This is a genomic window from Microbacterium gubbeenense DSM 15944 (assembly GCF_000422745.1).
Classification (GTDB): domain Bacteria; phylum Actinomycetota; class Actinomycetes; order Actinomycetales; family Microbacteriaceae; genus Microbacterium; species Microbacterium gubbeenense.
The window spans coordinates 1-5,987 of the sequence record NZ_AUGQ01000039.1 but is presented as its reverse complement, the minus strand read 5'-3'; the positions used below and the strand labels follow the sequence as shown (position 1 = coordinate 5,987).

8 protein-coding genes are annotated in these 5,987 nt (G+C 60.7%); 3 read left to right on the top strand and 5 right to left on the bottom strand.

Annotation, left to right across the window (positions count from 1 at the left end; all coding sequences use genetic code 11):
- The 3 genes from G510_RS18605 to G510_RS17665 all read left to right on the top strand — a co-directional run.
- The coding region (locus tag G510_RS18605; protein WP_029153927.1) for a hypothetical protein at positions 1-387 on the top strand (387 nt) is incomplete at its 5' end.
- Between the two features lie 236 nt (positions 388-623).
- Positions 624-818, top strand: a complete 195-nt coding sequence (locus G510_RS0112735; RefSeq protein WP_029153926.1) for a hypothetical protein — start codon at positions 624-626, stop codon at positions 816-818.
- A 7-nt stretch (positions 819-825) separates the two neighbouring features.
- Positions 826-1,566: a hypothetical protein gene (locus tag G510_RS17665; protein ID WP_051216757.1), complete on the top strand. Its 741-nt coding sequence runs from the start codon at positions 826-828 to the stop codon at positions 1,564-1,566.
- Between the two features lie 44 nt (positions 1,567-1,610).
- On the opposite strand, the gene G510_RS0112725 is transcribed toward G510_RS17665, so the two are convergent.
- The 5 genes from G510_RS0112725 to G510_RS18750 form a co-directional block, all read right to left on the bottom strand.
- Positions 1,611-2,780 carry an LCP family protein gene (locus G510_RS0112725; protein ID WP_169562644.1) on the bottom strand — a complete coding sequence of 390 codons (1,170 nt, stop codon included), beginning with the start codon at positions 2,778-2,780 and terminating at the stop codon, positions 1,611-1,613.
- Positions 2,781-3,122: 342 nt separating this feature from the next.
- Positions 3,123-3,689: a hypothetical protein gene (locus G510_RS0112720; RefSeq protein ID WP_029153924.1), complete on the bottom strand. Its 567-nt coding sequence runs from the start codon at positions 3,687-3,689 to the stop codon at positions 3,123-3,125.
- 155 nt (positions 3,690-3,844) lie between these two features.
- Positions 3,845-4,174, bottom strand: a complete 330-nt coding sequence (locus G510_RS18085) for a PadR family transcriptional regulator (protein WP_084644384.1) — start codon at positions 4,172-4,174, stop codon at positions 3,845-3,847.
- A 69-nt stretch (positions 4,175-4,243) separates the two neighbouring features.
- Entirely contained in the window at positions 4,244-5,185 is a 942-nt protein-coding gene (locus G510_RS0112710) for a DUF2599 domain-containing protein (RefSeq protein ID WP_157560644.1), read from the bottom strand.
- A gap of 468 nt (positions 5,186-5,653) precedes the next feature.
- Positions 5,654-5,987: hypothetical protein (locus tag G510_RS18750; protein WP_211219200.1), on the bottom strand; the 334-nt coding region annotated here is incomplete at its 5' end.

Below are 5,987 nucleotides of genomic sequence, written 5' to 3'. Positions count from 1 at the left end.
CTCGCCACCGCCCACCAGCGCATCACCGAGCTCGAGCAGCAGCTCCACCACGCCCTCAACGAACCCATCCACAACAGCAACGACCCCCGCCTCACCCACATCCTCAACCGCGCAGGCCACATCGCCGACACCCTCAACCTCTGCACCGACTACGACCGCGTCCTCGAAAAACTCGGCGCACCCCCGCGCATCCGCGAATGGACCACCACCCACTACGCCACCATCACACTCACCATCAACACCACCACCGACGCCACCACCCCCGAAGAAGCCGAACGAACCGCAGAAAACCGCCTCACCCGCACCCGCATCCTCGAAGAACTCGAAAAACACCCCCACACCTTCAACCTCGAGCTCGAACTCGAAAACACCGAACAGCAGCACTAACCACGACACCAGGAGGGCGCACCAACAGCGCCCACCCATATACCCGCCACCTACGGGGGTTGCACGTTGCGCGGGCGGGCGTCGACTCCACGGTTCCGTGACAGCAGCCGTGCCACATCGGAGTGAAGAGACGATCGCCACGGTCAGGTAGCGTTTCCCGCGAGGAGAGCAGATAGAGCTGTGGCCGATGCCACTCAATGTGTTCGAATGTCAGTGGTCTGTGGCAACCTGTCGGTATGACTACGGGAACCGTTAACGTACGCATCCTGTCGGACGAGGACATCGAGGCCCGGAAGGCCACGCTTCGCGCCGAAGCTGGCGGGCGAACGCTCCGCGAACTGCGCAATCTCGCATACGACTACAGGCTCTCGATCGAGGATCTCGAGGTCTTGCGAGAGATGGAGCGAATCAACTTCCTCGCGGCCGCCTGAGGCAACTATGGAGGACGCGCTTCGGGAGGAAGCGAACAGGTTCGCGCTCGCGCTGATGGAACGGCTCGCGCGGATCCTCCCGTCGGGCAACCTTGGATTCACCTCAGAGGCAACGCGCACCAAGGACGGACGAGTCCTGATGACCGTCGCGTCGGCCCACAAAGGTGGCATCGTCATGACCATCGACGAGGTGCCCCGACTGCAGCTCCAGATCGATATCAAGCTCGTTATAAGCCCGAACTCGCTGCGCGCAACGGTGTATGGGTCCACGTTTCTCGTGCGCGCCTATGACGAACCCCGGCCCCTATTCACGGTTGACTACGTGCGAACGGCCCAGGCGAACGCCCCCGCCGCGCACTACAACTTTCACTTCGAGAACGACGCCATCGTCACCGAGCTGATGGACGCGGGCCGCAAGAAGCGCGGGAAACACTACCGGAAGGCCGCCCAGGCGGGAAAGCAGCTACAGCTCCGGGCCGTCCACTTCCCGGTGGGCGGGCACCGCTTCCGGCCGTGCCTAGAAGATGTGCTCGACATGCTCCGCTTAGAGTTTGGCATCGACGTCCGCGAAGACACCGCGCCCTCAGCAATCGCGGAAGGGCGCGCGGACTTCCGCGAAATGCAGTTGCGAGCCGCCGTATCGGACCATCCGGAGGCCGCGGCCGAGGAGTTGCGGGCGCACGGCTACATAGTCGAGCCACCTCCCCAGCTGAAGCCCCTAAGACTCGACCGGCTTCACGCAATCTGAGCGCGCCACACGGCAGCCACCGGGTAGCGGCGTTCGAATCGCCGTTAGAACAGTCCGGCATCGGGCGCGCAAGCGGCTCCGCCCTGGTCGGCGTTCGAGCCTCGGAGGTACTCGGGTAGCGGGATCTTTTCCGGATCCGGGGTTTCCGTTGGCGAAGGCGTCTCAACGGGCCCAGGCGTCTCTGTTGGCTCAACGTCGTCACCGAGGTCAAGCGGCTGGTTTCGCTCGAGCGCCTGATAAATCAGATCCCACGCTTCCGGAATCGGAGCGACGCGATTCGGGTCGGGGGCATAGTCCATCGCGGGGAACTGGATGAACGCGTAGTCCTCAAGCGGGATTCCCCGTAGCGCGCTCGCGAGCGATACAAGCGTCATCGGGTTGTCAGTAAGGCCCGTGGAGAGGGTGGCATTCTCCGTGATCGCGTTCGCGAGCTTCAGCAGCCTGCCGACGTCGCCGAACGTCTCCTCGCTGACCATCTTCCGAACGAGCGCTCCCATATAGAGCTGTTGGTTGCCGATGCGGTTGAGGTCAGAACCACCGCCGGGGAGCGTGTAACGCGTGCGCAGAAACTGCAGTGCCTGCATACCGACGAGATCGTGCTCGCCTGCGGACAGCTCGAAGTTTGTCTGATCATCGAACGGGATGTCCTGCTCGACGCAAACGGTCACGCCGCCGATCGCATTCGTGATATCAATCACGCCGCCCCAGGTCATGAGCGCGGCATGATCGATCTCGAGCCCAGTGAGTTCGGTGGCGGTACGAGCGACACAGTCGAGGCCGCCAAGACTATACGCTTCGTTGAACTGCGCAGCAGTAGCCGGCGCGGTCAGGTTTCCATCGATGTCAGAGCATTCAGGGCGCGACGTCATCATGTCGCGCGGGATGCTGATCACGGTGACGCTTCGAGGCTCTGGTGAGATATGCACGACCATGTTCACATCGTTGAGCTGGCTCGCGTACGTGTCCTTCTGGGCGAGGGCCTCTTCCATTGAGCACCGACCCGCGAACTGGTCCACCCAGTCGACCTCGCACTTGTCTACGCCCGCAATGAGGAGGTTGTAGGCGCGGTCCGACAACACCTCGACGTCGGGCGGGTTCATGTCCTGGTCGCCGATCGCAACGGAGTTGTCCTGCAACGCCCCGAAGTAATCGTCGTATGCATACGCGGCCACTCCGATGGCAGCAACGAGAAGCGCTGACACGAGGAATGCCACGCCCCCTAGCGCCCAGCGGACCAGGCCATGCGAGCGCAACTTTGTGTGGCGTGCGATCGGACCCGACGGCCGCCTTCCGGCCAACTCACTCATCGACGCCCCTCCCGCCATTCTTGCCGATCGTACAACGACAGCGTCAAGCTACTATCGATCTCGCGGGCCGGTCCAAGCTGGCGATCCCTCCGGTGCGGTGTTGCCAGCTCGTAGCGACAGAAACCCCGGCCGTCAGGCCGAGGCTTCCGAGTGGTCGGTGATTACGAGGTTGCGATGATCGCCAACCAGTTATCGCAGCGGCAGAAAACCGGGGACGGTTCAGCTACTTCGTGTTTCGCTATTGTGCCGCTACGTTTCCAAAGGAGCACGTTGTCTCATGGCCCTGATCTCGCGGCGATGCAGGACTGCGATTACAACGAGAACAGCGATTGCGATGGTCGGTGCCGCCCCAGGAGTGGCGAGGACGGGAACGATAACGCCCCCGGACACCATACCGACAAGAATACTCATCGCGATTGCTACCTTCTGCGAAACTTTCTGTGCGAGCGAGCGCCAAAGAAACAGAGCACCGGCACCGGCGATCAAGAGGACTGCCGTGGTAATCAGGAGTGGCCACGCGAATGTTGCACCTGTCGGAGACTCAGCGTCGATCAACGTGTACCAGCTCATATGAGCCGCACAGGCAGCGATGATTCCGGCGCTTCCAAGGGACGCCACACCCCACAGGTCCTTGGCCGGGCGCAGGGCAGTGATGACAGCGACGAAGCTCAGAAGCGGTGACAGCCCAAACATCAGCACCTGGATCACGGGCGCATTCTGGGAGGTAAACGCTGTGACGATGAGCGTGAGCGCGACAGCCGCCGAGCCCAGACCCCCAACGGCCAACACATAAGGCAGAAGCTGTTTCGTCCTCATGGCTACTCCTAGTCGTATTGCGTGTCGATACTCCTGTTGCTTCTGATCCGGTCGGTCGATCGCGGATTCCTCGAGCATGCCGACCAACGCATCGCCGTGGAGCTCACGCCACGATCGTGGATATGCCTTCAGCACCCTCGACACAGCCCGGTCGCTCATGTCGCCACCACCACAGGAGACAGCCGTCGCAGGTTATACAGCGCATGCTGCGCTTTACGCGCCATCTCGTTTGCTTCTGCTGCCAGCACCGATTCTCCGGCCTGGGTGATCGCGAAGTGCCGCCGGAGGCGGCCGTCAACGACTTCGTCGTTGGACTGGACGATCCGCCCGCTGTTCACGAGCTGTTCGAGTGCGGCATAGACCGTGGCCACACCTGGGCGGCGACCAAGCACTGGCTCGATTGCGGAGACCAGAGCATATCCGTGTGATGGTTTATCAGCTAGTGACGTCAGCAGCGCAAACTGTAGCGGTGTAATGCCCTTCATGCGGTACACGTTAGGCGATAGTCATATTCTTGTCAACAAGAATATGACTATCGCCCGTCTGTCAGTTAATCAGTTGCACTGACTCGAGATCCAACCCGTAAGAGATTTGTCTGGCTTCCAGAGCTCCATGTTCCACTCGGGGTCGATCCCAGCGAACCCCATGTGGCAGATGTACTGGTCACGACCCGAATCATTCAGACGCGATCGTTCTGTGGATGTCATGAGGTTTCGCACCTCATCCCAGCCAGCCGCACCGATCAGAGCAAACGACGGCGACCCCGTGACGCCACGCGCCCACGTAGTCGGACCAACATTCAATTTCCACCCGTCACCCGAGATCCAATCGAAATCGTAATAACTCACCAGATCAATTCCGATCCAAGGATCGGCCACCACAGGGAAGCTCGTCGACGCCGTGACGTCAACATGCTGAGTGAGAACATGTCCATCCACGGTGTAGTGCGTCTGCACCTCATTGCCACGCGCATCGACCGCCCAGGGGGAAGCAGCGTAAGCCACAGGTGTGCCATCAGGCCCATATGCGACGACAGAGCCATCGCCACCCTGAACCTCGAGTTCCGATCCGGCTGGGAGATCGATCAAATAGTCATACGTCCTGGGCGCGGAAGGATCGTTCATGACGGAGTGAATAGCAACGGAGCCGTCTTCGACAGCGACCGGCACGACGCTGTAAGAAGAGCCGCTAGACAGCGATATAAGCCCGTCGTCCACGACCTCATTCTTCTCTGAGACTGGCAGTTCCACTGTGATAGCCGAGTCGACGCCGCTGACGGTAACAGTATTGCCCTCAACTGCGGCGCGCTGAGCTACGGCACTGTCAGCCATCTCAATGGCAGGTGAAGTGTCGATAACCCTTTCGATGTCGGCCCCTGGGTCTCCAGTTGCTGCCTGCGCAGGAGCGAACGAAAGCGCTGAGATTGTAATGGCGGAAATAATCGCCGCTCCGGAGATACGCCCCGCATGAGCGGAACGATTGAACTGGTGACTCATTACTACCCTTCCTTCGAAATGTACAGTGAACTTACATCAAACTCCCCAGCAGTGCACAGGCTACATTCAGGGTACAAGTCGTCGAATCAATCGTCTACCCACATATTGGAACTTGTGAACCACCATCAGGATCGCTCAACTATTAACGTGAGTACCGGTGGAACGCTTCGCAGTAGACAGATATCCGCTCGCACCATTCCGGCGCCCACACGGGGATGCCGGAATAACATGCGTCGTCGGCCGGATCTAATGCAGTACCGGAAAAGAGACCAGCGCCCTGGTCGGCCCCGTCGTCCTCACCGGTGGCGCAGACAATAACGGCGACACCCCCGAGAAGGCTTGGATCGACGCCGTCGAGACGATAGCGAGCGTCACCTCACGCGCCTCGAGCTGAGCTGCGTAGCGCCCGCCACGACCCGCGCCTTCAACGCGGATCGCGGCGGGCGCTACAACTTTGTCAGGGGTTCCTCATAACGTGAATGTTGTCAGATCGAACAGAAGGAGAAGATCACTATGGGATGGATCTCGTATCACCGACCCGCAGGGCAGACCGACGCGCAGCATTTCAGGGCGAAATTTGACACCGGTACACGGTTCGTTGAGACGGCCACGGAGCGCGGCGCGTTTTTCGCCGCCGTCGAGTATCCGTGGCTCCCGGGAGAACGGTGGGCATTCATCGCTTTGATCGAGCGGCGTCCGGCATTGTGGGCTCTTCGCAGTTGAGGGTGTAGTCGGGGTTCGCGTGGCGTTGGCCGGATAGGCGTCGAGGTCTTCCAGGATGGAAGTTCTCACACTGCCCATC